Below are 21,969 nucleotides of genomic sequence, written 5' to 3' on the forward strand. Positions count from 1 at the left end.
TAATCAGAAAATCGGCCCTCAACCAGAGAGAATGGATAAATGATCTTTTAATTCACGGTTTTGTGCTGACGTAAAAATAGTGAGCTACTTTTCAGGAGAACTACGATGAAAAAAGCACTTTTTTTGATATCAGCGACAACAGCATTGTTAGTTTATTTCATAACAAATGCCCATGCCTATGACGACGTTTATGTTTTTGGTGATAGTTTGAGTGATGGTGGGAATATAGGAAGATTCACAACAGATGGAAAAAACGCTGAACTATACGATGAATATATTACTCAGGAACTCACTGGCAAAAAGTTAATACAATCTACTGAGGGCGGAACTAATTATGCGTACGGAGGGGCAACAGCTAATGGTTCACGGAATCCAATCTGGGACATTATCTTTCCTCCCACTAAAAAACAACTCGATGATTATTTAAAAGCACACTCTGGGCAGGCTGATCCCAATGGTCTGTACATACATTGGGTGGGGGGTAATAATATCTCTAAGGCTTTGGAATTTTTAGCGGAAGGAGATAAAGACGCAGCACAAGATCTGATCAATGATGGTTCTGCATCCGCAGCATCGCAGGTCAATCAACTCCTTAAAGCTAACGCTGGCTTGGTTATTGTACCTAATGTTCCCGATATTGGTACAACCCCCAAAATTATGGAAGAAGTACTTCGGGGAGCATTAAAAAAAAGTAAAGTGTCTGAAGATGAAATCACGCAAATTCTGACAAAAGTTCACCAGGCTATCAACCAACACCCGACACCGAATATCGCTACCCGGCATCAAATTATCGAAGGAGTTTTAAAAAAAATCGCAGAAGGTGTTGCTCCCAAAGATCCAGACAAAGCTAAAGAAATCTACCATCAACTACTTGATGCCTATGATCAAAACAGCAAAATTGCCTCCCAATTGTCTGACGAATATAACCAGAAAGAAGAAGACCAGCTTGGTAATGGTAATATCCTTCGTGCCGATATCAATCGCCTCTTACGGGAAGTGATTGAGAATCCGACCATCTATGGCATTTCCAATACCCTTGGTTATGCCTGCCCGCAAGGTGAACTTGCCATGGTTTGTTCTTCTTCCGACCCCGACTTTGATAAAAGCCAATCATACTTGTTTTCCGATAGCTTCCATCCGACACCTTATGCACATCGGGTGATCGGTCAGTACATTATGTCCATCTATAACGCCCCACTACAGGTGATGGTGTTGAATCACATCAACCGAATACCCGTCACAAGTGCCCTTAACTCACTTGATGGACACCTGCAACAACTTCGCAATAGCCGTAATGTACAAGGTAAAATTGGCATATTCGGTGGGTACACAGGTAACCACAATAGCACCCTCACATTGGGTAGCGATTATCAACTGACAGATGATTTGCTATTAGGGGCGACAGTTTCACGTTATCGAAATGAGCAAAGTTCAACTTCTGATTTCAATTATGCGGCTACTGGCCATGTCGTAACGACTTATGCACTATGGAACTACTATGACAACGGCTGGCTGAGTGGCGATCTCCATTATTCACGCACCAATTACGACAATCTGTCACGTACCATCCAGCTTGGTCAAGCCACGCGTAGAGAATCAGGCTCAACGACCGGCAAACAGTGGGGGTGGCGAATCGCGGCTGGCTGGAATATCCCTATCACCCATCACCTAACCACCAGCCCAATCATCCAGTATGCTTGGGATAAAGGGAATGTTGATGGCTATCGTGAATCCGGCAACAATAGCACTTCCATGCATTTTGGGGATCAGCACTATAATTCTAAAGTGGGTTCAGTGGGCTGGCGAGTCGATGCTCAATTAGGTCGTTTCAATCCTTACGCTTCTATCCTGTTCAATCATCAATTCGATGATGAACTCTATACACTTCGCAGCGCCATCAATTCCACTAAAACATCCTTCATACAACAGGGGAAAAAACAAGATAGAAACCGCTTTCAATACACCGTTGGGATCAATGCGAATTTGACCAATAACTTTCGGGCATTTGCAGCCATATCACATGAAAAAAGCGGTAATACTTCAAATCATAATTATGATTTGAATCTCGGTTTCAATGTCAGCTTTTGATATACCGAATGCAGGATAAAAATGGGAAGAAATACAAAAGAAAATTCACAAGCAAGGCGGTAAAAATTGCCGCCTTACCTAAATTCGTTGAGTGTTAATATTTATAAGAATCATGAATGCCGATGTTTTTTACGACGACAGCGTTCATCGTAATTTTTCAGCCACCAATACCTATCAGTAACCTGTTCCCGACCACCAATACTGGCACCTGCCAGCCAAATGACTGCACCAACAAATACCCCCATTAATGCACCGTCTGTCAGTAATTCAGACAGCCCAAAACTGAAGATATGGCTGAGTAATACATAAGCCAGACTGACAAGCATTGCCGCCATTCCCAATCCCATGAGAATATTACCAAAAATAAAAGTTTTTTTACGTCTCATAACCAACCTCCAATACTTTTTTTGAACGCCAATTTGTCAACGCAACGAACTCAAAAGCACGAAAGTAGATATCTCCTTCTGTATTAATTATAGGCTTAGAATTTAAAAGGTTATTGCGGCGGCGATCACAAGTTGTACAAATTTAAACCTAATTTTTTACATTCTGTCGAAATAATATTTATTAAGAGCGCTATATTTATCAAAAACACAGCAGCAACTTGAATGATGAAAGATATAATCAGCTTTGTACTCAAGCCTTGAGATAGGTAAACTACCTCCCTTTTTTGTTCCATTGCCAATAAGCGAACCTAAACTGTGAGTAACATAAAATTAATCGTTGGCCTGGCAAACCCTGGGGCTGAATATGCACAGACCAGACATAATGCCGGAGCATGGTTTGTCGATTTGTTAGCACAACGCTATAACCAGTCCCTAAAAGAAGAAAGTAAATTTTTTGGTTATACCACCCGCATCAACATTAATGGGCAGGATATTCGCCTGCTGGTGCCAACCACTTTCATGAACCTCAGTGGCAAATCTGTCCTTGCCCTTGTCGGATTCTACCGCATCCAACCGGACGAAATTCTGGTAGCGCATGATGAGTTGGATCTACCGCCTGGTGTGGCAAAAATGAAATTGGGTGGCAGTAATGGCGGTCATAACGGCCTGAAAGACATTCAAAATAAGTTCGGCAATAACCCTAACTTTCATCGTTTGCGTATCGGTATCGGCCATCCGGGCGATAAAAACAAAGTCGTGGGTTTCGTACTTGGCAAGCCCCCTGCCAGTGAGCAAAAGCTGATTGATGATGCCATTGATGAAGCATTGCGCTGCACTGACATTCTTATTAAAGATGGTATGTCCAAAGCGATTAACCGCCTGCATGCATTTAAAACCAGCACCTAGCTGGGAGTGCGTGGCGCAGCGGGTTATTGCATGTATAATAGCGCCAATTTTGTATAACTCACCGACAAGCGTATTGCTCGTTGGTTTATAAGTGATTTAAGGTGATAAATATATGGGATTCAAATGCGGTATCGTTGGCCTGCCTAACGTTGGGAAATCTACATTATTCAATGCGCTGACCAAAGCAGGTATCGAAGCAGCAAACTTCCCGTTCTGCACTATCGAGCCAAACACAGGTGTAGTGCCGATGCCAGACCCACGTCTCGACCAATTGGCTGAGATTGTCAAACCACAGCGCATACTGCCAACTACTATGGAATTCGTGGATATTGCTGGTCTCGTAAAAGGTGCTTCAAAAGGTGAAGGTCTGGGCAACCAATTCCTGACCAACATCCGTGAAACAGAAGCGATCGGCCATGTTGTACGCTGCTTTGAAAACGACAACATCATCCACGTTTCCGGTCAGGTTGATCCCGCCGCCGATATTGACATTATCAATACTGAGCTGGCCCTGTCGGATCTGGACACCTGCGAACGCGCCATCCATCGTGTACAGAAGAAAGCCAAAGGCGGAGATAAAGATGCTAAGACCGAACTGGAAGCCTTGGAAAAGTGCCTTCCTAACCTTGAACAAGCAGGTATGCTACGCGCTTTAGACCTGAGCGAGGAAGAAAAAGCAGCGATTCGCTATCTGAGCTTCCTGACCTTGAAACCAACCATGTACATTGCCAACGTCAATGAAGATGGTTTCGAAAATAATCCACATCTTGATACCGTTCGCGCCATTGCAGAAAAAGAAGGCTCTGTCGTCGTTCCAGTTTGTGCGGCTATTGAAGCGGATATCGCAGAACTGGAAGATGCCGACCGCGAAGAATTTATGGCTGAATTGGGTCTGGAAGAACCGGGCCTGAACCGTGTTATTCGTGCGGGCTATGAACTGCTGAACCTGCAAACCTACTTCACCGCGGGCGTGAAAGAAGTGCGTGCTTGGACTATTCCAGTAGGCGCTACAGCTCCACAAGCAGCGGGCAAAATTCACACTGATTTTGAAAAAGGCTTTATCCGTGCCCAAACCATCGCGTTTGAAGATTTCATTGCTTACAAAGGTGAGCAAGGCGCGAAAGAAGTCGGCAAGATGCGTGCGGAAGGGAAAGATTATATCGTTAAAGATGGCGATGTGATGAACTTCTTATTTAACGTCTAAAATAATATTTTTTATCTTACGACATTTCAGAATGTCTTATTAAGACTGATAAAGCCTATAAAATCCACGCTGTTGCGTGGATTTTTGAGCTGACTTATCCCGTTTTCCTCACACTCCCCCACACCATTTCCCCGTTATGGAACGTCGCAGTTCGTGGCGAAATACGCGCCACCGCCTCGGCGGAACAGGAGGCATCCACCAGCACAAAGCTGGCATCATCCTGCACTTTAGGCCATACGCGCTCACCTTTATCGTTGAGCGGCAGCACGTCGCCGGTAGCAATCGCCAGCGCACGAGATAACGTTTGCTCGTTAGGACGAATGTATAGCTGTGCGTACAGGTTGGCTTTCTCCAGCATGTCACCCAAACCATACGGCGACCAGTGATCAATCACGCTATCGGTGCCAGTCATCACAAACACACCTTTATCGCGTAACTGTCTGAGCGGCATATGCAGCGTACCAATAGGCACAGTCGAAGCAATAGCCACCTGCTGTGCTGCCATTCGAGCAGCTATTTCATCCACCTGCTGTTCGTCAAGCGTCGCCAGCGCAAAGGCGTGGCTGATGGTCAGTTTGCCTTTCAGCTGTGGCGTTTTTTCTACGGTTTCTACCATGTAGTTAATCGCCGCCATACCTTCTGGGCTGGTTTCATGCAGATGAATATCCACCCCTTTGCCATAATCCAACGCAATCTGGAACATCGTATCGAGGGATTTTTCCATCGAGCCGTCTACATTGGTCGGATCGAGACCGCCCACGTAGTGCGCCCCCATCTGCATCGCTTCACGCATCAACGGTTCCGATTTCGAGAGCAGCAAACCGTGCTGCGGGAAAGCCACAATCTCACAGCTGAAACCAGACTGACGACGCGCCAGTACCGCTTGCAGATTTTCGAGATTTTTCAGGCCTGAGGTTGGCTCAACATTGCAGTGGCTGCGAGCGATAGTGGAGCCTTTCGACTGGATAAGATCAATCAGCTTTTCCGCGCGCTCTTGGGTGTACGATTGCAACTCTGGCAGTAGTTTCTGCTCAAATTTGATCATATCTTGAATGGTGGTCTCTGCCGGTCGATTGAGGGCACGCCACGGACCGCCATAAAATGTTTTATCCAGATGGATGTGCATATCCCGCATCGCCGGAAGCATCAGTTTGCCACCCGCATCGTAACGTGGCAACGTGCTGTCCGGGCGCTGCTTGTTCCCGTGCATGGCAACAATTTTTCCATTGTTGATTTCCAGAGTTCCCAATTCAGTCAGAGTGCTGACTGCCGTCTGCTCCTCAAACACAAACCCGGACTCCAGCAAAACGTTATCCAAATAGTAGTGCTTATCGGTTATTTTCATGGAATTATCCGCTTCACAGTTCGCTGTAGCTGACTGAGTAGCATACGCGACGGGGCTGATGGCACCAAACAGCGCGCAGGCAGTGACCATTTTGCCGCTCTGACTTAAGAACTCACGACGGTTTTTATTTTCGTTCATGTTTTCTCCCTTTCCAGACGTTAACAATATGCGTGCCCATCTCACTGCATTTCACTAAATGCCGTGGTCTAAATAGTTATATGGACACCAATTTTAATTGAGTTGGTGTCCATATAACTATTTAACCTGAATTCTGGTTAATACTCTATCCCATGAAAAGAAACTCAATTAATTTGATGAATAATATGAACTTAGAACCTATCCCATTAGGCTATTAATGATTAAAAATTCGATGTATGTATTGTAAATATACTAAAATTTCTCTCCATATCATTGACCTTGCCCTAAGGGGAAGCTTTATCTTCTTAAGAAGAACCTAAGGAGAACAGCATGAAAAAAACTTTAATTTTTGCATCAATAATTGCCAACACATTTGCTTTCAGTGCTATAGCGAATACCGATACGATGAAAGAAGAGCTTAATGCCTCAATGACAAAAATGAATGATGATATGCATAAAAGTATGATGGCTGATAATGCTGATCAAGCCTTTGCTAAAGGCATGTTAGCCCATCATATCGGAGCTGTTGAAATGGCAACAATAGAGCTTAAGTACGGCAAAGATCCAGAAATGAGGCAACTTGCAGAAAATATTGTCAAGGCACAGGATGCTGAGATTAAGCAAATGCAAAAATGGTTAGAGAAAAATAAAAAGTAATCTTTCATATCCTTGCATATTAATTTTATAAAGCCAATGGAAGCTCTTCTGTTTCTGCTGGCTTTTCTTATTTAACCTTATATCTTCTTGGCTTTGACTGTACTTTGGTTGGCTACAAGTTGGGCAACTATCAGATCAAATTTGAACTGCTACGTAGAAGGAGAAGGCAATAATATGAAGGCACAAATTCTCGCCGCATGGGACAACTTTATGTTATCAAAGCGTTTTATTATAGAAACTATCAATGATCAATTAAAAAATATTTCTCAGATAGAACACTCGCTTCACCGTAGCGTAAAGGGTTTCATATTAACTGTTTTGGGCGGACTGATTGCTTATTGCCTTAAAAAGGCTAAGCATTGTTACTGATACAAATTTCTACCTTCAGGCGATATGCTTAATAACGCACGAATAATTAGTCATTTTGTATGAGCAAGGGAGCAAGAAATGAGTGCATTGCATCATCCGTCCGATACAACAGAAACCGAAATCCAGTTACGGCAATTAGCTGGAAAAGTAGCTAAATTAACGCGCCCCAATACACACGCTGTAAAAACAGCGATTCCTCAATTGACACTTTGCCATTTGGAACAGCCGACAGATCCGATAGGCTGGCTATACGAGCCCAGTATTATGGTCATTGCCCAAGGGGCAAAACGAGTGACAATTGGTGATCGCTCTTATTGCTGTGATTCCCAGCAGCTTTTAGTAACTTCGACAAATATCCCCACCATTACCCAGATTTGTACCGCATCTAAGGAAAAACCCTTTTTTGCCCTGATGTTGCGGCTAGATATTCAGGAAGCGTCAAAGTTAATGGTTGAAGATAAGGTTATGATAAAGCATCAAACGCAGGATACATGCGCATTGGCAGTGACCTCGGCCACTGCGGATCTGCTGAGCTGTTTTAATCGTTTATTGGATATATTGAACACGCCGGAAGATATTCCCGTCCTCTCCCCCCTAATACATAAAGAGATCATTTATCGACTGCTAAAAAGTGAGTTGGGGGGACGTTTGCAGCAAATGGCCTCTCAAGAAAGCCCAAGCCATCAAATCAGTCAGGCGATTAAATGGTTAAAGGAAAATTTTTCCGATCCGGTTAAAGTCGAACAGCTTGCTCAAATCGCCAAAATGAGTCCCTCTTCTTTTCATCACCACTTTAAAGCTGTTACCTCAATGAGTCCGTTACAGTACCAAAAGTGGCTACGTTTGCACGAAGCAAGGCGAATATTGTTGACACAACACTACAACGTATCAACCACCGCATTTCAGGTTGGTTATGAAAGCACTTCCCAATTCAACCGTGAATATAATCGCCTTTTTGGTGAGCCTCCTTGCCGAGATATCAAACGATTACGTGTGTCACAAAAACAATGAATGCAGAAAATAGATATTACTGGAGAATCAGGCAATGATTGGCAATGAATAGGCACACTTTCAATCAAAATCAGTTCTAAGATAATCCGTGATTTATCAAAAAAATAAAACAGAGGATTATTATGGGCCGTATTTTAGTTATCAATTCAGCAAAAGATTTTGGTGAATCAAGAGGAGAATTAAATAATACCTTAACAGAAGTTATCAAGGAGCACCTGACAGAAATGGGGCATGCTGTTCAGGTGACGCATGTAGATAAAGACTATGACATTGCCGCAGAGGTTGATAAATTTTTTTGGGCAGATAGCATTATTTACCAAATGCCGGGCTGGTGGATGGAAGCGCCATGGATTTTGAAAAAATATGTCGATGAGGTTTTTAGTGCCGGTCACAGTACATTATTTAAGGATGATGGACGAACCCGCAACAATCCTGCCAAAAAATATGGCTCAGGCGGTCTAATACAAGGCAAGAATTATATGTTCTCAGTGACTTGGAATGCGCCACTGGAATCATTTGAAGATCCTAATCAATTTTTTGAAGGAAAAGGTATCGACAGTGTTTACTACCCTTTTCATAAAGCAAACCAATTTTTAGGTATGTCTCCATTACCGACATTTGCTTGCCATGATGTGATGAAAAATCCACAAATTTTGCAGGATATTAAGCGATTGAAAACTCATTTATCAGCCTTTTTCTAAGAGTTGATTTATTATCTATACTCAATAGATTTCAAACAGCAGCTTAGAAGATAAAGAGTATATATGTATATCCACTTGTTTATCAGGTGGATTTTTATCTCCCTCTACAATCGTTTCAATATACCAGCATTAAACACCGCACTAACAAAAAATAACGCCATTAATTATTACACAAGAAATAAAATATTCTATTAACGAACCTCCAATAAATAAACTTGCATTCACATAATTTATTATAAAAACACATAGTTATTACATAAAGTAGCTACAGCTAGACTTATCAAATAAATATTATGTAAACCAAATAAGAAAACCAGAACACAATATAAAAAATTAACTGTAAAATAAAGTTATCAGTGATAAGACCCACTGAACTTCAAATACATTCAATCACATTAACACCTGAGGTATCTAATCATGAAAAAAATAATTGCAATGTGTCTTGCTGCAACAATTATTGGCGGATTCTCTGTTAATGCAGCAAACGCAGAAAACACCACACCTGTTTCTACACATGTAAAATCTGATGCTAATTCTCAAAATGAGAATAACTTCCTTAAAAATATATGTCTTAAACTTCTATCACAAGAGTATAGATTTTTATGTGAATACTTTGAATAAATAAGTTTGGTTTTCATTAATAATAATGGTGGGTGGCTCTTTTTGATGATTTATTGAATAAACATGCAATAAAAGGCTCCCACGATTATTTATTATATTTATCTTGTAGTTATAACTCTTGGTGTAGTTATGACTCTGGGCTGTGTATTAAAATAATTAGATCACAAATATATCGGTGTTACCCATCGTCATGTTCACAAATCGGGATTTTAACTCATACCCTTTTATATCTCCTAATTTAGGGTGATGACGGCAGTAAACATCAACTTTACTCCATACTTCATCAATAAAAAATGAAAGTATATTGTAATAATCAATTATTTAATACATAACAAAATCATCAAATAAATATTATGTAAACCAAATACAAAAACCAGAACAAAAAATAAAAATTAACTGTAAAATAAAATTTCAGTGACAACATTCACTGAACAGTAAATACAATTACTCACATTAACATCACATCTGAGGTATCTAATCATGAAAAAAATAATTGCAATGTGTCTCGCTGCAACAATTATTGGTGGATTCTCTGTTAACACCGCAAACGCAGAAAACACCACACCAATGACGACCACAAATGTAAAATCTAATCCTACCAACGACTCAGGCTTCCTTCATGAGCTGTGTTTGAAACTTATTCCAGAAAAATACAAAATTCTCTGTGAACTAATTTAAATTTTCACAATGAATAAATAGGCTTGAGTTTCATTAATAATAATGAATTAGGATTTATTAATTCATAATGGTGGGAAGCTCTTTTTGATGATTTATTGAATAAACATGTAAGAAAAAGCTCCCACTATTATTTATCATATTTATCTTGTAATTACTCCTATTGTCCTTTCTGTCTCATTACATGATATTAGCATTCTCATACTCCTGCTATTAATCTATTTATTCAAAGTATTTCATTGAAAACTCTTAAGGAACTCAGCCAAGATTGGATTAAATAATTCGGGCGCTTCCCAGAAAGGCGCATGGTCAATGCCAGCTAAATTGACAACCTGTCCCTTCCAAAGACTTTGGTAGTTCAATCCATTAATGTAGTCAATGTTGATAAATGGATCACCAATACCATTAACAATCGCTAACGGTATTTCACTGTTTTCAGCCAATAATTTTTGATCAGCTGCGTGAGAAGAAAGAAAGGCTTCAAACATATACTGCCGTGACAATCCATCTGTTCTTGCTACCGCTTCAATGAGAAAAGACTCATGAGGAGCATTAATCCCACAAGTTTCAGAAGCAAAATTCTTGATATCTTCCTCAGTAAACTCCGCTTTACCAGCAAGCCCCATATGCTCGCTAGGAAGAAAACCACGAGCCACGTTATCTGCACCAACTGATACTGGCGGAGTACCACTAATCATTAACCCAATCATTTTAGGAAACAAAGCCAACATTTCCAACCCAATATGCCCCCCTAATGACCAGCCAAAAACGACTAATCGGTTAATACCTATTTTTTCCAATACCTCAATGACAGTGTGTGCATAACCAGACATGGAATACACTTGTCGTGGTTCGCTGGCGTTTGATGAAGCACCATGTCCAGGCAAATCTAACGCCAAAACCCGATACTTCCCTTTTAGGTAATTAATTTGGTGACGAAATATTTCTTTACAACTTGAATTGCCATGTATCAAAAGAACAGGTAACCCATTCCCACCAGTATCGATTACTGAAATACCAGCATAACGGGTTTGAATATCATAGTGATTAATATCATCGTGTGTAGTAGTCATTGTTCTACTCCTCATTAATAAAGGAAACCTATCGGTTTATTGGTATCACGAGCTGCCAGCATTGGATCATCATAAACGATAGAGACTTTTACTGAATTGAGATCCCCCGCACGTTGAGATGAAATTTATTGATAAAACCTAAAATGCTTATCCCTTGAAAGACTATTCCATGCTTTTCTTACTCAAAATCTATCAGTACTGCATATTTTTTGTTTACACTCTAACATTTACCGAATATTTATCACAAATTTACAACATTAAGCTCTGGGCTAGGTAGGTAATGTTGTATACAAGTTAATGCAAATCTTAAATATTTGTTACACAACATCCGGTAATTACGTTATGACAATAAAAAAAGTAAAACTCCTATTAGCAACGCTCGCCGCCATGACTCTGGTTATCATGGCCATTGCAGGAAAAGTAGAAAATGCCAATAAACGCTTTCTTTCCGTAGCTACAGCTTCCACAGGCGGAACTTATTATCCAATGGGCGTGGGGTTAGCTAATGTCTGGAGTAACCATCTGAAGCAGGAAAATATTCAAGTCACAGGGCAATCTTCAGCTGGTTCGATTGAGAATATTGACCTGCTCCAGAAAGATGAAGCACAGCTCGCTATTTTACAGAGTTTGATCGCCGTCGAAGCTTATCAAGGTGTCCGGAATTTCGAAAACCGTCCTTATCAAGATCTGCGTTCAATTTCGGTGCTTTGGCCAAATGTTGAGCACTTTGTTTTATTAGACGAGAAAGTCAAAGATGGTACGTTGAATGATATTGCAGGCACCCGTTTTTCTGTTGGGCCGCAAGCCAGCGGCACCGAACAATCCACACTGATTATTCTGAAAGGTGTCAATCTCAGCAAGCAAGATATTCATCCAGAATATCTTGGCTATGGTGATACGGTTTCTGCCATGCGGGATGGTCGTCTTGATGGTGGTGCTCTGCCCGCTGGTGTACCGGCATCAGCTGTCACAGATATGTATGCCAGTGGCGTTTCTGCCCGTATTCTAAATGTGACAGACGAACAACTGGAGAAGATTAATGCCATTGCCAACTCATGGTTTCGTTTTGTCATCAAACCAGAAACTTATCCACGCCAGAAACAGCCCGTTCAAACTATTGCGCAACCCAATATTCTAATGACAACTCGCGAAATAGATGAAAAAATAATCTATGAGTTAACAAAGACGATGTTTGAAAATCAGCAGGAAGTTCATCAAATCCACAGCTCCGCAAAATACATTTTGCCCGAAAACGCGCTCAAAGGTGTCTCCGTGCCATTACATCTCGGAGCATATCAATATTATCGCGAAATTGGTCTGGATATCCCTGATTCCCTTGCGCCACCAGAACTCAAAATTGACCATAATATTATGGAGACACCATGAACACTGACAATGTAACGTCATCTTCTGCTGTTGAGCTGGATAAAGAAGCGGGTTCAGGTAGCCGCCATTTGATTGGCTTCTCCCTGAAATTGACGACAATACTGGCCATCACCCTTTCCCTGTATGCTATTTATTCTAATGCGTTATCCAATACGCAGGAGTTTTACCGCAATGCAACATTCCTCGGTGGCATTCTGGTTTTAGGTTTTATTCTGTTTCCCATTTCCAAACGCTATTCAACGCCGACATTCAATTATTGGGATTATCTTTTCATTCTGCTCACATTGATCAGCTACGGGTATTTTTACTTTACTTATATTGAATTACATGTCGTGCGCAACAGTGTTCCGAATACCACGGATTACGTGATGTCCGTCATCGGCATGAGTGTCTTATTTGAGGCAGCAAGACGAACAACGGGCTATTTCATACCAGGTTTATCCATTTTTGCCATCATCTATGCCCTATTCGGCCAGTACTTTATGGGGATCTTTGGACATGCCGGATTTTCACTTGAGCGCCTGCTATTTCGCCTATTCATGACCAGCGAAGGCATTTTTGGCATTACTCTATCCACCGCATCAACGGCAATCATCATCTTTATCCTGTTTGGCTCATTTTTAAGTGTGAGCGGCGCGACTGCATTGTTCAATGACCTTGCTCTGTCAATTGCCGGGCGGCGGCGTGGTGGGCCAGCACAGGTTGCTGTTATTTCTTCCGCCCTGACGGGATCACTCAGTGGCAGTGCTGTTGCGAACGTTGCCACAACAGGCACCTTCACCATTCCCCTGATGAAAAATATCGGCCTGTCCTCGTGTTTTGCCGGTGCTGTCGAAGCGGCGGCATCAACAGGCGGCATGATCATGCCGCCTATCATGGGGGCTGCCGCATTTATCATGGCGGGTTTTCTCGGTATCTCCTACACCACTATTGTGATTGCGGCCATTATTCCAGCACTGCTCTATTACGCTGCCCTGATTATCGCCATTGATCTGGAAGCCAAAAAACAGGGGCTAAAAGGTATTAGCAAGGAAAATATCCCCCAAGTCAAAGTAGTACTGAAAGCCCGTGGTCTACTATTGCTACCGCTATTTATCGTGATCGGAACTCTATTGACAGGGAAAACACCGATTTATGCTGGTTTCCTCGGTATTATCACAATTATCATCGCAAGCTGGATCACCCCAGACACGTCCGTGCGCATGACACCAAAGAAAATTGCCGATGCACTGAATGAAGCGGCTCGTGGAGCCATTCAAGTCACTGTCGCCTGCGCCGCCATCGGGGTCATTATCTGTGTTGTTACCATGACTGGCATTGGTTCGACCCTCGCTTTCAATATTGTGTCCCTCACCGACAATACGCTGTGGATGATCCTGCTTGTCGTGATGGTCGTGTGCATCGTTCTCAGCATGGGATTGCCTTCAACTGCCTTGTATATCGTTGTTGCCGTGACAGTGTCACCCATATTAATCAAAGCAGGTGTCTTACCATTAGCTGCCCATTTCTTTGTTTTCTGGTTTGGCGCACTTTCCAATATTACGCCGCCTGTGGCACTTGCCAGTTACACAGCTGCCAGCATCGCCCGCGCTGATCCGATGCAGACTTCATGGAACGCAGTACGATTGGCTTTACCTGGTTTTATCATTCCATTTATTTTGGTGTACAACCCAGCACTATTGATGCAAGGCAATAATTTAAATGTCCTGTCCATCAGTTATATGATCCTGACCGCCCTGATTGGCATCTATTCGCTTTCCATCTCTAGCGCCAATTTCTGGATGTGCAAAACTCATTGGTTGGAAAGAATTCTCTTCGCTATCGCCGCCATTCTTTTAATTAAACCTGGAATGCTGACCGATCTCATGGGAATAGGATTAATTGTTGCCGCAGGAGCCATGCATTTCTTACGCTACAAGCAGCAACTTAAAAGATGAAAGATATAGAAGCCGATAAGGAACATGCTAAAAATGTATGATGTGATTATCATTGGTGCAGGATTGGTCGGGCTTGGTACTACCAATGCCCTGCAAGAGCATAATCCGCACTTGCGCTTGCTGGTGTTGGATAAAGAAAATGGCGCGGCTGCCCATCAAAGCGGCCATAACAGCAACGTTGTTCATTCCGGCATTTACTACACGCCCGGTAGTTTGAAAGCACAACTGGCAAAACAGGGAAACCGCACGATATATCAGTTTTGTCAGCAACACGGATTATATTACGACCGTTGCGGTAAGGTGATTGTTGCTACGCAACTAAAAGAGCTTTCCTTGCTAGAAAATATCTATCAGCGAGGATTGCAAAATGGCCTTGAAGTCAGCCGACTATCGCAAGCCCAATTGAAAGAGCGCGAGCCTTATGTCAACGGTCTCGAGGCAATTTTAGTACCAGATGCCGGGATCGTGAATTATCCAGAAATTGCTGTAAAATTGGCTGAGATAATTCAAGCCAGAGGTGGAGATATTCATTATCAGCAACAAGTTCAAGATATTCGTGAACACAGTGACTACGTTGAAATACAAACTCAGCAAGCCCTCTATCAGACAAAATGGCTGGTAAATTGTGCCGGATTGCACAGTGACAGAGTTGCCAAGCTGGCGGGCTATGAGACCGGTATGAAAATCGTCCCCTTCCGCGGTGAATATTATGTACTGGATAGCAGTAAAAACCATCTGGTTAATCATCTGATTTATCCCGTACCCAATCCCGATTTTCCTTTCCTCGGCGTCCATTTTACGCGAATGCACAATGGAAAGCGGGATGTTGGCCCGAATGCGGTACTGGCGTTTAAACGCGAGGGGTATCGCAAGACGGATTTCAATCCACGGGATTTAGCAGAAGTACTGACTTACAAAGGGTTTTGGAAGATTGCCACACGCTATTTTTGCGAAGGCGTGGCAGAAATGCGTCGTTCCTTTTCTCGCCAGCTTTTTACCGAAAATGCCCGCCAGCTTATTCCTGATTTGCAGCCGGAAGATATCACACCGGGGCCAGCCGGCGTTCGTGCCCAAGCGCTAACCGCCGATGGCAAATTGGTGGATGATTTTTACTTTGTCAAGGGCCGCCGTTCACTGCATGTTTGCAATGCACCTTCACCAGCGGCTACAGCTTCGATGGAGATTGGCAGGGAGATTGTAAAGCGGTATTTTATGGAACTTTGAGGATTTATACACTTTAAACTGACAGATACCGAAAAAATGGTCACTGTCAGTTTAGATTAATTAGAATAGCCTTAATTAGTTCGAATCAATTTATCTTCGTATTGAATATCATCTTCACTATTCAGTTATTGTCCAAGTGATTTATCGTCTTATGTTATAACTCAGTCTCTTTTATCAGTATCTAACGATTATTCAATTTCACCGATTGATACAATAAATCATTATAATGATTTAAGACTTATTAAGATAATTCTCAAAAAATATATACCAATAGATTTCTATTTTATTTTTATCGACACAGAATTACCTGAAGAATAGCAACTGAATGCCCCTCAGAAAATCCTCCCGTAACAAAATCTGTAATAGCGTAAATTAACAGCATGCTGATAGACTTGGTGGCAGAAATATCCCAAAAGACAGGCTTATCCATAGAAACAGCAATGTTCAGAGATTGCAAAAAAACTTTCAGCGTTATTTCCACCATCTGAAATGAAACTGTTTTAACCTTTACAGATTTCTATTAGTCATAGACCTTTATTATAAAGCGATAAATGCCAATCTTTGTATGGTGGAGTACGTGAAATAAAAAACTCTCGGCTGTATCTATTCTTAATAATTGAAAATAATCCTAACAAAAAGAGTTTACCATGAATAAGAACAGCAAAAATTATATAAAATGGTGGTTGGAGCAGGAAAGATTAAGAACGAATAATGTAACCCCTGTAAAAATAACACTGGCAGGAATTAAGTTATCTGTTACTCCTCAAGCATTCCTTCCATCCCCATTACAAACGCATTCTACACCATTACTTATAAAAAATATTAGACATCATAATTTTACGGGGAAAAAAGTTCTTGATATAGGAACTGGCAGTGGTGTTCTTGCTATTTATTCTGCCCTTAATGGCGCATCTTTGATAATAGCAACAGATATCGATGACCATATATTATACCATGCTAAAAGTAATGCTTATCTGAATAAGGTTACTGACATCCATTTTATGAATAGTAATCTCTTTGAGTCTGTCGAAGGTAAATATGATTACATATTTGCTAATGGGCCAATTTCTCCTGAATCTTGGTCAGAAAAAAGCCTTTCAGGACATACCATATCAAGTTACGGAGAAACTCTTTTTAGCCAGTATCGTAACTATCTGACAGATGAAGGGGTAATGTTTATGACATTCGCAGAATTTGGCCCAATAGAGGCATTCTACAAAACACTTAAAAAGTATTCCGTTATACACAAAGAAAAAAGAGAAAAAAAATTTGGGATATGGTGGAGTTTTCATGAAATAAAAAAATAAATTCGATAAACGGCAGAAATGGTATCAATCGATCCATTTGCTGTAAGACTCGTACTATCTATACCCAATAGATTTCAGGTTATATCCGGCAACAAAGGAGCAAATCCCCAGAACATAGATAACTATGTGACTGGGGGATGAGTGAACGCAACCAACAAAGGTGCTCTTAGAAGATAACCGGATATCCAATTTACCCAACAGGACGTAAATCAACCCACAATAACTGGCTATCCGCAACCAATGGCTTAATTACTCCTTCCCGTATATCCGGCAACCACCATGCTCCTTGGCCAAAAGCAAGCTGGGCACAGTTCGCCCCAGTCATTTCCCAACGGCCTTTTAAAACATAAAGCACACCACTGTGCGATGTCGGCAGTAAACGTTCATCAGAAACTACCGAGATCTCGGTAGCCCAACACGAACGACGAGTCATAATATTGAAACACTGAACGGGGCCATCAAGCAATTCAGCGTGTCCCCGAATATCACCTGAGAAATGAACTGGTGTCATCTTTTTCACCAGTTCGTGCTCCAAAAAACCCGGACTGGTCAAGCGGACTCCTTTTCCTTTCAATAAGACAATTGAGCGTTCAATATCAGGAAACTGACCCAATACCCCACTTTGATGAATGGTCGTAAAACAAGCTCGCCAGGCGAAATCATCAGAAACTGGCCAGCAAACAATGTCCCTTGTTTCGCCTTTCCCTTCAGACCATTGTTCTCTTGGTAACGTTGCATAATCGAAACATTTCATTTTCATGCCACTCCCTCACCACTTTTATATTCTGTATACAGCGCCAAAAGATGATTAATATCGAATTGTTAACGGAAACATTCGCAAATAATTCTTCCTACGACAATATCGAGATAGTTGAAGTGTGATTGATTACCCGCATTCCCTTAAAAGTGTGTGACATATATTTCCCAAATTTTTCATTGCCGAAGCCTGCGTTTCGTTCCATACAAACGAAGTATTCAGACGGAAAGCATGATCAAACTGGGAACTGGTGGAAAACATGCTACCCGGCGCAATGCTGATATTCTTGGCCAATGCCAGTTGATACAGCCGATTGGTATTGAAAGGTGGTTCAAACTCTAACCAGAGAAAATAACCACCACGGGCACTGTTCACTTTCACCGATTGAGGAAAATACTCACCAATTGCCCGTAACATCTGGCTTTGTCGTTGTTCTAACTGGCGTCGTAACCGCCGCAGGTGATTGTCATACCCCCCTAGGGCCAAATAATCCGCAATCGCCAGTTGTGTTGGTGTACTGGCAGACACCGTGCTCATCATCTGTAATTGTTGGATTTTCTTCGCATGTTTTCCCGCTGCCACCCAACCCACTCGATAGCCGGGTGCCAGACATTTTGAAAATGATGAGCAGTGCATGAAATTATTCTCTTTATCCCATGCTTTTATTGGCGCTGGAGGCTCTTGTTCGAAATACAATTCTCCATATACGTCATCTTCAATCAGGGCTATCTGGTTCTGATTCAAAATCTCCACCAACCGCTGTTTATTTTCAGGAGGCATTGTGCTGCACAGTGGGTTTTGGAAACGCGACATCAACCAACAGGCTTTTATCGGATATTTCTGCACAATCTCTTCCAGTGCATCCAAATCAATGCCTGTATGCGGATCTGTTTTAATGGCGATGGCTTTCAAGCGTAATCGCTCTATCGCCTGTAATGCCCCATAAAAAGCGGGGGACTCAATCACCACCCAATCACCCGGTGAAGTTACGGATTGCAGACTGAAACTTAATGATTCCATTGCCCCCGCAGTAATGACAATTTCATCTGGTGAAACGTGGATACCGTGTAAAGCATAGCGACGGGATATGTTACGCCGTAACTTTACATTACCTGGCGGCAAATTGGACAGAGAACTGTGTGGAACGAAGCGGCGGGCGACAGAAGCCAGTATTTTTGACAATTTGGGTTCTACCAGCAAAGAAAAATCAGGAAATGCCGAGCCGAAAGGAATAATCTGCGGATCTTTGCACGCCTGCAAAACATCGAAGATAGAAGCGCTAATCTCCACACTTTCACTTAAATTCAGCCCCTTTCCTCCTTTTGCCGCCGCAAAGGGTTTTAATCGGGTTGCAACATAATATCCTGATTGAGGACGAGCTACTATCCACCCCTGGCTTTCCAACAATTGGTAGGCTTGCAGCACAGTCATCAAGCTCAAACCCGACGATTTCACCGACTCCCGCAGTGATGGCAATCGGTCACCAACCTGCCAAATATCATCTTCTATCTGTTGGCGGATCATTCCAGCCAATTGTTCGTAACGCGTCATATGCCTGGCCTTCGCTCAAACTGTTATAGCCAATAAATAAAAAATTGTAACTATTATACCTTAAATCTCTATGTTTTACTTGTCAGCACCTTCTAGCTTCGTTTCCCCATATACCTAATAGATTTCAATAAGAGGTCACTATGTTCGGGTTAAATGCCCTTGAACTTGCAAGGATACAATTTGCATTTACGGTTTCTTTTCACATCATCTTCCCCGCTATCACGATAGGCTTAGCCAGCTTTCTAGCGGTATTGGAAGGCTTATGGCTTAAAACACGCAATACGGACTACAAAACGTTATACCACTTCTGGTCAAAAATTTTCGCAGTTAATTTCGGTATGGGAGTAGTTTCTGGCTTGGTGATGGCCTATCAGTTCGGCACCAACTGGAGCTTCTTCTCTGATTTTGCTGGTTCTATCACAGGTCCTCTGCTGGTTTATGAGGTACTGACGGCGTTTTTCCTTGAGGCTGGATTTCTTGGCGTCATGTTGTTTGGCTGGCATCGGGTTGGCGAAAGACTACACTTTTTTGCTACCTGCATGGTAGCTCTCGGAACGATTATTTCAACATTCTGGATATTGGCCTCCAATAGTTGGATGCAAACGCCACAAGGTCATGAAATTATTAATAATCAAGTTGTTCCCGTTGACTGGCTGGCGGTGATTTTCAATCCTTCCTTTCCTTATCGTCTACTGCATATGGGCACTGCGGCATTCCTCGCCTCGGCATTTTTTATTGCTGCTTCCGCCGCCTGGCATCTGCTAAAAGGCAATGATTCATCAGCCATACGGAAAATGCTGTCAATGGCAATGTGGATGATCCTGATCATTGCGCCGTTACAAGCCATGATTGGCGATATGCACGGGATAAATACGTTGAAATACCAGCCTGCTAAAGTTGCCGCAATGGAAGGTCATTGGGAAAATCATCTCGGTGAAGCCACGCCATTGATTCTGTTTGGCATTCCCAATCAAGAAGCTGAGGAAACGCGTTATACCGTCAAAATCCCATACCTTGCCAGCCTGATTCTGACACACAGTCTGGATAAACAAGTTCCGGCACTGAAAGAATTTGCGCCGGAAGATCGCCCAAATGTCTTTATGGTGTTCTGGTCATTTCGGGTCATGGTGGGGCTGGGGATTTTGATGATTGGGGCCGGAATCTGGGGGCTGTGGCTGCGTCATAAAAAACGCCTATATGAAAATCGGCTCTTTCTCCGCTTTATACTCTTGATGGCACCTTCTGGCCTTATTGCGATTCTGGCCGGTTGGTTCACCACAGAAATCGGCCGCCAGCCGTGGGTCGTTTATGGCCTGATGCGCACCAAAGATGCGGTATCAGCACATGGCGATATCCACATGAGTATCAGTCTGCTGATTTTCTTTGTCGTCTACGCAGCCGTTTTCGGCGTCGGTTACGCCTATATGATGAAACTTATCCGTAAAGGCCTCCATCAAGACCCAAATAAGGAGTTAGCAAATGGGCATTGATCTTCCCCTCATTTGGTTTCTGATCATCGTATTCAGCACCATGATGTATATCGTGATGGATGGTTTTGACCTCGGCATCGGCATTTTGTATCCGGTGGTTAAGGAACAATCCGATCGTGATTTAATGATGAATTCTGTCGCTCCCGTCTGGGATGGTAATGAAACTTGGCTGGTGCTGGGAGGAGCTGGGTTATTTGGTGCGTTTCCACTGGCTTATGCCGTGATTCTAGATGCACTGACAATCCCGCTAACTATCATGCTATTAGGCCTGATATTCCGTGGAGTCGCTTTTGAATTTCGTTTCAAAGCCGCACCAAAACATCAACATCTCTGGGATAAGGCTTTCATTGTTGGTTCAATACTTGCCACTTTTATGCAAGGTACGGTCGTTGGAGCAGTTATTGAAGGTTTTCCTGTCGAAAATCGTGTCTATACCGGTAGTTATTTTGATTGGCTGGCTCCTTTCCCTCTATTTTGTGGGCTTGGCCTCGTCATCGCTTACGCCTTATTGGGATGTGGCTGGCTGGTGATGAAGACCGAAGGTCATCTGCAACAACAGATGTATCGCGTTCTGCGACCCCTGGCGCTGCTGATGCTAACGATCATTGCCATTATCAGTATTTGGACACCACTCTCGCATTCAACGATTGCTGAACGCTGGTTCAGCCTGCCAAACCTGTTTTTCTTCATGCCCGTCCCATTACTGGTATTGTGGTCAAGCTGGCGTCTATTGAAAGCTAACCAAAACTCAAACCATTACACCCCATTTCTGACAGCACTGTTACTGATTTTCATGGGATTCAGTGGATTGGGGATCAGCATTTGGCCAAACATCATTCCCCCTTTTATTAGCTATGAAGAAGCCGCTTCCCCGCCTCAATCATTGGGCTTTATGCTGGTTGGCGCACTGTTCATCATCCCGATCATTTTGACTTATACCTTTTGGAGTTATTATGTCTTCCGAGGAAAAATTACCCATGAACAAGGCTATCACTGAAACAAATCCACAACCCCCTTCGCTATGGAAACGATTAGGCTGGATGGTAACAATTTGGCTTTGCAGTGTACTGGCGTTATACGCCGTATCCACGCTGTTTCGCGCCTTAATGACAACGGCTGGGATGAAAATTCAGTGATAACTAA

20 protein-coding genes and 1 pseudogene are annotated in these 21,969 nt (G+C 42.5%); 16 read left to right on the forward strand and 5 right to left on the reverse strand.

All coding sequences use genetic code 11. From position 1 onward, the window contains the following. The first annotated feature begins 105 nt into the window (after positions 1 to 105). On the forward strand, positions 106 to 2,088 hold the full coding sequence (locus tag H8A87_RS05960; protein ID WP_198689072.1) for an autotransporter outer membrane beta-barrel domain-containing protein: 1,983 nt from the start codon (positions 106 to 108) through the stop codon (positions 2,086 to 2,088). A gap of 110 nt (positions 2,089 to 2,198) precedes the next feature. Here H8A87_RS05960 and ychH read toward each other — a convergent pair whose 3' ends face one another. Then, entirely contained in the window at positions 2,199 to 2,474 is a 276-nt protein-coding gene (gene ychH / locus H8A87_RS05965; RefSeq protein WP_198689073.1) for a stress-induced protein YchH, read from the reverse strand. Between the two features lie 315 nt (positions 2,475 to 2,789). Between ychH and pth the strand changes: the two genes are divergently transcribed. Both pth and ychF read left to right on the forward strand, forming a co-directional pair. Continuing rightward, complete coding sequence (gene pth, locus H8A87_RS05970) at positions 2,790 to 3,380, forward strand: aminoacyl-tRNA hydrolase (RefSeq protein ID WP_198689074.1); 591 nt, start codon at positions 2,790 to 2,792, stop codon at positions 3,378 to 3,380. Positions 3,381 to 3,492: 112 nt separating this feature from the next. Continuing rightward, positions 3,493 to 4,584: a redox-regulated ATPase YchF gene (gene ychF / locus H8A87_RS05975; RefSeq protein ID WP_198689075.1), complete on the forward strand. Its 1,092-nt coding sequence runs from the start codon at positions 3,493 to 3,495 to the stop codon at positions 4,582 to 4,584. 94 nt (positions 4,585 to 4,678) lie between these two features. On the opposite strand, the gene H8A87_RS05980 is transcribed toward ychF, so the two are convergent. Next, positions 4,679 to 6,067: an amidohydrolase family protein gene (locus tag H8A87_RS05980; protein ID WP_198689124.1), complete on the reverse strand. Its 1,389-nt coding sequence runs from the start codon at positions 6,065 to 6,067 to the stop codon at positions 4,679 to 4,681. A 330-nt stretch (positions 6,068 to 6,397) separates the two neighbouring features. Here H8A87_RS05980 and copM point away from each other — a divergent pair, with 330 nt between their 5' ends. The 6 genes and pseudogenes from copM to H8A87_RS06010 all read left to right on the forward strand — a co-directional run bounded on the left by copM (position 6,398) and on the right by H8A87_RS06010 (position 10,104). Beyond that, positions 6,398 to 6,724 carry a CopM family metallochaperone gene (gene copM, locus H8A87_RS05985; protein WP_198689076.1) on the forward strand — a complete coding sequence of 109 codons (327 nt, stop codon included), beginning with the start codon at positions 6,398 to 6,400 and terminating at the stop codon, positions 6,722 to 6,724. 171 nt (positions 6,725 to 6,895) lie between these two features. Beyond that, positions 6,896 to 7,093 (forward strand): annotated as a pseudogene (locus H8A87_RS05990) (transposase); the annotation flags it as partial. A gap of 78 nt (positions 7,094 to 7,171) precedes the next feature. Next, complete coding sequence (locus tag H8A87_RS05995; RefSeq protein WP_198689077.1) at positions 7,172 to 8,104, forward strand: AraC family transcriptional regulator; 933 nt, start codon at positions 7,172 to 7,174, stop codon at positions 8,102 to 8,104. A 122-nt stretch (positions 8,105 to 8,226) separates the two neighbouring features. Next, positions 8,227 to 8,805, forward strand: coding sequence for an NAD(P)H-dependent oxidoreductase (locus H8A87_RS06000; RefSeq protein WP_198689078.1), 579 nt, complete (start codon positions 8,227 to 8,229; stop codon positions 8,803 to 8,805). 417 nt (positions 8,806 to 9,222) lie between these two features. Continuing rightward, the gene (locus tag H8A87_RS06005; RefSeq protein WP_198689079.1) at positions 9,223 to 9,426 is read left to right on the forward strand and encodes a hypothetical protein; all 204 of its coding nucleotides are present in this window, start codon (positions 9,223 to 9,225) and stop codon (positions 9,424 to 9,426) included. A 480-nt stretch (positions 9,427 to 9,906) separates the two neighbouring features. After that, positions 9,907 to 10,104 (forward strand): hypothetical protein, encoded by a 198-nt coding sequence (locus tag H8A87_RS06010; protein ID WP_198689080.1) that lies wholly within the window; start codon positions 9,907 to 9,909, stop codon positions 10,102 to 10,104. A gap of 233 nt (positions 10,105 to 10,337) precedes the next feature. On the opposite strand, the gene H8A87_RS06015 is transcribed toward H8A87_RS06010, so the two are convergent. Continuing rightward, a complete protein-coding gene (locus H8A87_RS06015) occupies positions 10,338 to 11,174 on the reverse strand; it encodes an alpha/beta fold hydrolase (protein ID WP_198689081.1) in 837 nt (278 codons plus the stop codon). A gap of 342 nt (positions 11,175 to 11,516) precedes the next feature. Here H8A87_RS06015 and H8A87_RS06020 point away from each other — a divergent pair, with 342 nt between their 5' ends. The 4 genes from H8A87_RS06020 (at position 11,517) to H8A87_RS06035 (ending at position 17,028) form a co-directional block, all read left to right on the forward strand. Next, the gene (locus H8A87_RS06020) at positions 11,517 to 12,560 is read left to right on the forward strand and encodes a TAXI family TRAP transporter solute-binding subunit (protein WP_198689082.1); all 1,044 of its coding nucleotides are present in this window, start codon (positions 11,517 to 11,519) and stop codon (positions 12,558 to 12,560) included. Beyond that, the gene (locus H8A87_RS06025) at positions 12,557 to 14,497 is read left to right on the forward strand and encodes a TRAP transporter permease (RefSeq protein WP_198689083.1); all 1,941 of its coding nucleotides are present in this window, start codon (positions 12,557 to 12,559) and stop codon (positions 14,495 to 14,497) included. The genes H8A87_RS06020 and H8A87_RS06025 overlap by 4 nt, the downstream gene beginning before the upstream one ends. 33 nt (positions 14,498 to 14,530) lie before the next feature. Then, positions 14,531 to 15,721: an L-2-hydroxyglutarate oxidase gene (lhgO, locus tag H8A87_RS06030; RefSeq protein WP_198689084.1), complete on the forward strand. Its 1,191-nt coding sequence runs from the start codon at positions 14,531 to 14,533 to the stop codon at positions 15,719 to 15,721. Positions 15,722 to 16,368: 647 nt separating this feature from the next. Beyond that, positions 16,369 to 17,028 carry a 50S ribosomal protein L11 methyltransferase gene (locus H8A87_RS06035; RefSeq protein ID WP_198689085.1) on the forward strand — a complete coding sequence of 220 codons (660 nt, stop codon included), beginning with the start codon at positions 16,369 to 16,371 and terminating at the stop codon, positions 17,026 to 17,028. A 190-nt stretch (positions 17,029 to 17,218) separates the two neighbouring features. Here the strand turns inward: H8A87_RS06035 and H8A87_RS06040 are convergent, their stop codons facing one another. Continuing rightward, positions 17,219 to 17,788 (reverse strand): HutD/Ves family protein, encoded by a 570-nt coding sequence (locus H8A87_RS06040; RefSeq protein WP_198689086.1) that lies wholly within the window; start codon positions 17,786 to 17,788, stop codon positions 17,219 to 17,221. A gap of 126 nt (positions 17,789 to 17,914) precedes the next feature. Next, positions 17,915 to 19,336 (reverse strand): aminotransferase-like domain-containing protein, encoded by a 1,422-nt coding sequence (locus H8A87_RS06045; protein ID WP_198689087.1) that lies wholly within the window; start codon positions 19,334 to 19,336, stop codon positions 17,915 to 17,917. 140 nt (positions 19,337 to 19,476) lie between these two features. On the opposite strand from H8A87_RS06045, the gene H8A87_RS06050 reads away from it, so the two are divergent. The 3 genes from H8A87_RS06050 to H8A87_RS06060 are packed head-to-tail and all read left to right on the forward strand — an operon-like array spanning position 19,477 to position 21,962. Next, entirely contained in the window at positions 19,477 to 20,826 is a 1,350-nt protein-coding gene (locus H8A87_RS06050) for a cytochrome ubiquinol oxidase subunit I (protein ID WP_198689088.1), read from the forward strand. Beyond that, positions 20,816 to 21,823, forward strand: a complete 1,008-nt coding sequence (gene cydB, locus H8A87_RS06055) for a cytochrome d ubiquinol oxidase subunit II (protein ID WP_198689089.1) — start codon at positions 20,816 to 20,818, stop codon at positions 21,821 to 21,823. The genes H8A87_RS06050 and cydB overlap by 11 nt, the downstream gene beginning before the upstream one ends. Continuing rightward, positions 21,804 to 21,962: a DUF2474 domain-containing protein gene (locus H8A87_RS06060; protein WP_198689090.1), complete on the forward strand. Its 159-nt coding sequence runs from the start codon at positions 21,804 to 21,806 to the stop codon at positions 21,960 to 21,962. Before cydB ends, H8A87_RS06060 begins: the two co-directional genes overlap by 20 nt. Positions 21,963 to 21,969 lie beyond the last annotated feature (7 nt).

It is taken from the genome of Xenorhabdus lircayensis (genome assembly GCF_016306625.1).
GTDB lineage: Bacteria > Pseudomonadota > Gammaproteobacteria > Enterobacterales > Enterobacteriaceae > Xenorhabdus > Xenorhabdus lircayensis.

What these genes read in the sequence shown, in the direction of transcription:
- H8A87_RS06045 (WP_198689087.1), bottom strand. Translation starts at nt 19,336, where the DNA reads ATGACGCGTTACGAACAATTGGCTGGAATGATCCGCCAACAGATAGAA.
- H8A87_RS05980 (WP_198689124.1), bottom strand. Translation starts at nt 6,067, where the DNA reads ATGAACGAAAATAAAAACCGTCGTGAGTTCTTAAGTCAGAGCGGCAAA.
- H8A87_RS06015 (WP_198689081.1), bottom strand. Translation starts at nt 11,174, where the DNA reads ATGACTACTACACACGATGATATTAATCACTATGATATTCAAACCCGT.
- H8A87_RS06025 (WP_198689083.1), top strand. Translation starts at nt 12,557, where the DNA reads ATGAACACTGACAATGTAACGTCATCTTCTGCTGTTGAGCTGGATAAA.
- H8A87_RS05960 (WP_198689072.1), top strand. Translation starts at nt 106, where the DNA reads ATGAAAAAAGCACTTTTTTTGATATCAGCGACAACAGCATTGTTAGTT.
- H8A87_RS06005 (WP_198689079.1), top strand. Translation starts at nt 9,223, where the DNA reads ATGAAAAAAATAATTGCAATGTGTCTTGCTGCAACAATTATTGGCGGA.
- H8A87_RS06000 (WP_198689078.1), top strand. Translation starts at nt 8,227, where the DNA reads ATGGGCCGTATTTTAGTTATCAATTCAGCAAAAGATTTTGGTGAATCA.
- H8A87_RS06050 (WP_198689088.1), top strand. Translation starts at nt 19,477, where the DNA reads ATGTTCGGGTTAAATGCCCTTGAACTTGCAAGGATACAATTTGCATTT.
- copM (WP_198689076.1), top strand. Translation starts at nt 6,398, where the DNA reads ATGAAAAAAACTTTAATTTTTGCATCAATAATTGCCAACACATTTGCT.
- H8A87_RS05995 (WP_198689077.1), top strand. Translation starts at nt 7,172, where the DNA reads ATGAGTGCATTGCATCATCCGTCCGATACAACAGAAACCGAAATCCAG.
- H8A87_RS06020 (WP_198689082.1), top strand. Translation starts at nt 11,517, where the DNA reads ATGACAATAAAAAAAGTAAAACTCCTATTAGCAACGCTCGCCGCCATG.
- ychH (WP_198689073.1), bottom strand. Translation starts at nt 2,474, where the DNA reads ATGAGACGTAAAAAAACTTTTATTTTTGGTAATATTCTCATGGGATTG.
- H8A87_RS06040 (WP_198689086.1), bottom strand. Translation starts at nt 17,788, where the DNA reads ATGAAAATGAAATGTTTCGATTATGCAACGTTACCAAGAGAACAATGG.
- H8A87_RS06060 (WP_198689090.1), top strand. Translation starts at nt 21,804, where the DNA reads ATGAACAAGGCTATCACTGAAACAAATCCACAACCCCCTTCGCTATGG.
- ychF (WP_198689075.1), top strand. Translation starts at nt 3,493, where the DNA reads ATGGGATTCAAATGCGGTATCGTTGGCCTGCCTAACGTTGGGAAATCT.
- lhgO (WP_198689084.1), top strand. Translation starts at nt 14,531, where the DNA reads ATGTATGATGTGATTATCATTGGTGCAGGATTGGTCGGGCTTGGTACT.
- H8A87_RS06035 (WP_198689085.1), top strand. Translation starts at nt 16,369, where the DNA reads ATGAATAAGAACAGCAAAAATTATATAAAATGGTGGTTGGAGCAGGAA.
- H8A87_RS06010 (WP_198689080.1), top strand. Translation starts at nt 9,907, where the DNA reads ATGAAAAAAATAATTGCAATGTGTCTCGCTGCAACAATTATTGGTGGA.
- cydB (WP_198689089.1), top strand. Translation starts at nt 20,816, where the DNA reads ATGGGCATTGATCTTCCCCTCATTTGGTTTCTGATCATCGTATTCAGC.